This is a genomic window from Streptococcus sp., from assembly GCF_019414905.1.
Taxonomy (GTDB): Bacteria; Bacillota; Bacilli; order Lactobacillales; family Streptococcaceae; genus Streptococcus.
The window spans coordinates 1-2,939 of the sequence record NZ_DXLC01000236.1 but is presented as its reverse complement, the minus strand read 5'-3'; the positions used below and the strand labels follow the sequence as shown (position 1 = coordinate 2,939).

The following is a 2,939-nucleotide window of genomic DNA, read 5'->3' as shown; positions in this document are numbered from 1 at the left end:
TCGTTAACATTTCTAAAGCAGGATTCTTCTCATCTGACCGTACAATCGCTCAGTATAACGAAGATATCTGGCACTTGAACTAATACTCTTCGAAAATCTCTTCAAACCACGTCAGCTTTATCTGCAACCTCAAAGCAGTGCTTTGAGCAACCTGCGGCTAGCTTCCTAGTTTGCTCTTTGATTTTCATTGAGTATAAGATACAAAATCTATACTAATACATTTTGTAAAAAAGCGAGTTTCGATTGAAATTCGCTTTTTTAAATGCTGTGGATTTGGGTCAATCTTGTCTTAAAAAGATAGAAATCATAGATACAGTTAAAGCTTAGAAATACTTCTTTTACTCTCTTTCAACCTCATGTTTCTTTGTAGTTGATTCCCTCATATTCCTTGTATTCGCTTACACAAAGTATTATAATATGATTGTAGGAAAGAAGGTGTTTTTATGTGGAAAAAATATTTTTCAAAATATAAATGGACGGATTTATTTTGGATTTTATTTATCATTTTGACCTGCCTCTATATAGGTAACCATGATTTGTTTCCTCTCAATCATCAAGAAATCTCTTTTCGTGGTAGCGTTTGGGGTCTGGTACTGGCCTTATTTCACTTGCTATTTATTGATAAGTTTGTTATCTCGAATCGAAAATAAAGTTTAGGGCTATGCTTAGCTGTGTACCTTTATTGATTTTTGGAGGAAGCTTTTGTCTCTATTATTTATTATTTTAAATTTGTTTATCTTGTACAAAATCTATTCTTTGAGGCAGAAGAAATCGAAATACTTGATTTATACGGCCTATATCATATTTGGGGTAAATGTAATATATGGTATTCAATGGTTATTAAGAGAATTGATTTCAAAGATTTCCGCTTAATGTGTATAGAAATTCCAGTGATTTTTGCATAACAAAACGCATAAGATTAAGGTTTTTGAGTACCTGTTCTTATGCGTTTTCGTAATATTGAAGATTCTCAGTAAGTTTTCTACTTTTGCGAAGTCTAGTTTACAATGTTTTCCCAACCAAAATCTCTGCTTCAATGGTAATCTCTGTCAGTTGGCTCCAGTCAATCTTGCTCTGGTCGACGTGAAAGAGGAGAGGAGTCATACTAAGTAGGGCTTGGAGCTGCTCTGCTGTGATAGTTTTAGTCAGAGAGGCAGTTTGACTAGATAGGATGGTAAAATGTTCCTGGAAATGCTCCTTGATATCTTGATTAGAATAATCCTTGTTTGTCAGCTGGTCTTGTACCTTCTGACGGATTTCCTTGAGGTGATTTTTAGTTGGGATAACCTTTATTAAGATACCGTCTTTGGATAAAACGCGACGAAATTCTCCATAGTTGGCAGGTGAAAAGATATCTAGTAGGATATCCATGCTGGCGTCTTTTATAGGAAGACGAGCCAAGTCGCTAACGAACCAATTGACTGCCCAGTTGGGTTCGCTCTTTGCAGCGATTTGGACGGAATCTTTGGAAATATCAAAGGCATAGAAGGTTTTGTCAGGATGACTTTCTTGGAGTTTGCGAGAGTAGAAGCCCTCGCCACAACCAATATCTAAGACAGTTTTTGCGGATGGATTAGCTGCTAGTAAGTCCGAAATATCTTCTAAAATAGCCTGATAAAATCCAGATTCTAGGATTTGTTGGCGGTTTTGAAAGTTTTCCTTGTCGTAGTTGGCAGATTGCTTGATTTGAGGTGACAGATTGACATAGCCAAATTTAGCCAAGTCAAAAGAATGACGATTGTTGCATTTGAGACTGTTCTCTACCAGAGTCAGATTTTCTTGACAGATAGGACAGGCAAAGACAGTCGCAGAAGCAAAACGCTGAAGTTTAGGTTTGAGATTTGTATTCATAGTTTAAGTGTATCAAAAGAGGCAAATGAAAGCAACTTTAGGATGATTTGTAATAGAATTAAATAGTAGTATAATTACTTTTCAAAGTACAAAAATTAAATTGCTTTTATATCTAAATTGCTATATAATAATAGCTAGGAGGAAATAAGTATGTTAAAAGAAGTATTGACCGTCGCAAAAGTTGCGAAAAAATCATCACTCTTTTTGGGTGGTGTCGCATTTGGTACCCTTGGTTTGAAAATCTTAGCAAGTAAGGAAGCTAAAAAAGGTTATTCTAAAGCTTTGGCTAAGGCTTACAAGTTGAAAGACGAGCTAGATGCATCTGTTTCTGTTGTGAAACAACATGGAGACGATGTCTTGCAAGATGCCAAATATTTGTACGAGCAAGAGAAAAAAGAAGAGCAATTAGATAGCCTTATAGGAGAATAATATGTCTTTTAAAGTGCTACATAGAGGATACCAACATATCCGACTATCATCTTCTTTTTCACTCACCTTGGATATTCAAGACTATCTTCGTTCCTTGGCGAGAGATGAAAAGGGAATTGAGTCTATCCAGTTTTACATGGATCAACAGCACTTTACTCTACGTATAAAAGAAGGCTTTTCTGTATTAGATAATGCAGAAGCCTTTTTAAAAAGAATTGATAAAGGGAAAGTTTCTGAGTTGATGACTCTTCCCATTCGTAGAGAAGAGAGTGCTTATTCTATTGTTTCAGGTGCAGCGATTAAGCGTATACTTTTTCGTAGTTTTGTTCCGTATCCTATTCGCTATATATGGACTTGTTATCAGGCTTTTGGCTATATTAGAGAAGCCTATCAAACACTAGCGCGTAAGGAACTAACGATGGAGGTCTTGGACTGTTCGGCTATTTTATTGTCTTTGTTCATGAACCAATCCAAGACTGCTAGCAACATCATGTTTATGCTTGATTTGGGGAATCATTTAGATCAATGGTCCTTGAAAAAAACTGCAACAGATTTAGAGCAAAGCCTTCTTGCAAAAGAGAGCGACGTATTCTTAGTACAGGGGGATACGGTCGTTAGTATCAAGAGTTCCGATGTTCAAATAGGAGATGTCTTGGTCC

4 protein-coding genes and 1 pseudogene are annotated in these 2,939 nt (G+C 36.2%); 4 read left to right on the top strand and 1 reads right to left on the bottom strand.

Going from position 1 to position 2,939, the window contains the following annotated elements:
* Positions 1-8 precede the first annotated feature (8 nt).
* Both QZ359_RS09515 and QZ359_RS07245 read left to right on the top strand, forming a co-directional pair.
* Positions 9-83, top strand: coding sequence for a glycogen/starch/alpha-glucan phosphorylase (locus QZ359_RS09515; RefSeq protein ID WP_365967720.1), 75 nt, complete (start codon positions 9-11; stop codon positions 81-83).
* Positions 84-443: 360 nt separating this feature from the next.
* Positions 444-650 (top strand): hypothetical protein, encoded by a 207-nt coding sequence (locus QZ359_RS07245; protein ID WP_023943996.1) that lies wholly within the window; start codon positions 444-446, stop codon positions 648-650.
* A 352-nt stretch (positions 651-1,002) separates the two neighbouring features.
* Here QZ359_RS07245 and QZ359_RS07240 read toward each other — a convergent pair whose 3' ends face one another.
* The gene (locus QZ359_RS07240; RefSeq protein WP_023943994.1) at positions 1,003-1,851 is read right to left on the bottom strand and encodes a putative RNA methyltransferase; all 849 of its coding nucleotides are present in this window, start codon (positions 1,849-1,851) and stop codon (positions 1,003-1,005) included.
* A gap of 150 nt (positions 1,852-2,001) precedes the next feature.
* Here QZ359_RS07240 and QZ359_RS07235 point away from each other — a divergent pair, with 150 nt between their 5' ends.
* Both QZ359_RS07235 and QZ359_RS07230 read left to right on the top strand, forming a co-directional pair.
* Positions 2,002-2,280, top strand: a complete 279-nt coding sequence (locus QZ359_RS07235) for a DUF6110 family protein (RefSeq protein ID WP_000910909.1) — start codon at positions 2,002-2,004, stop codon at positions 2,278-2,280.
* Between the two features lies 1 nt (position 2,281).
* Positions 2,282-2,939, top strand: a pseudogene (locus QZ359_RS07230) (heavy metal translocating P-type ATPase); the annotation flags it as partial.

What these genes read in the sequence shown, in the direction of transcription:
- QZ359_RS07235 (WP_000910909.1), top strand. Translation starts at nt 2,002, where the DNA reads ATGTTAAAAGAAGTATTGACCGTCGCAAAAGTTGCGAAAAAATCATCA.
- QZ359_RS07240 (WP_023943994.1), bottom strand. Translation starts at nt 1,851, where the DNA reads ATGAATACAAATCTCAAACCTAAACTTCAGCGTTTTGCTTCTGCGACT.
- QZ359_RS07245 (WP_023943996.1), top strand. Translation starts at nt 444, where the DNA reads ATGTGGAAAAAATATTTTTCAAAATATAAATGGACGGATTTATTTTGG.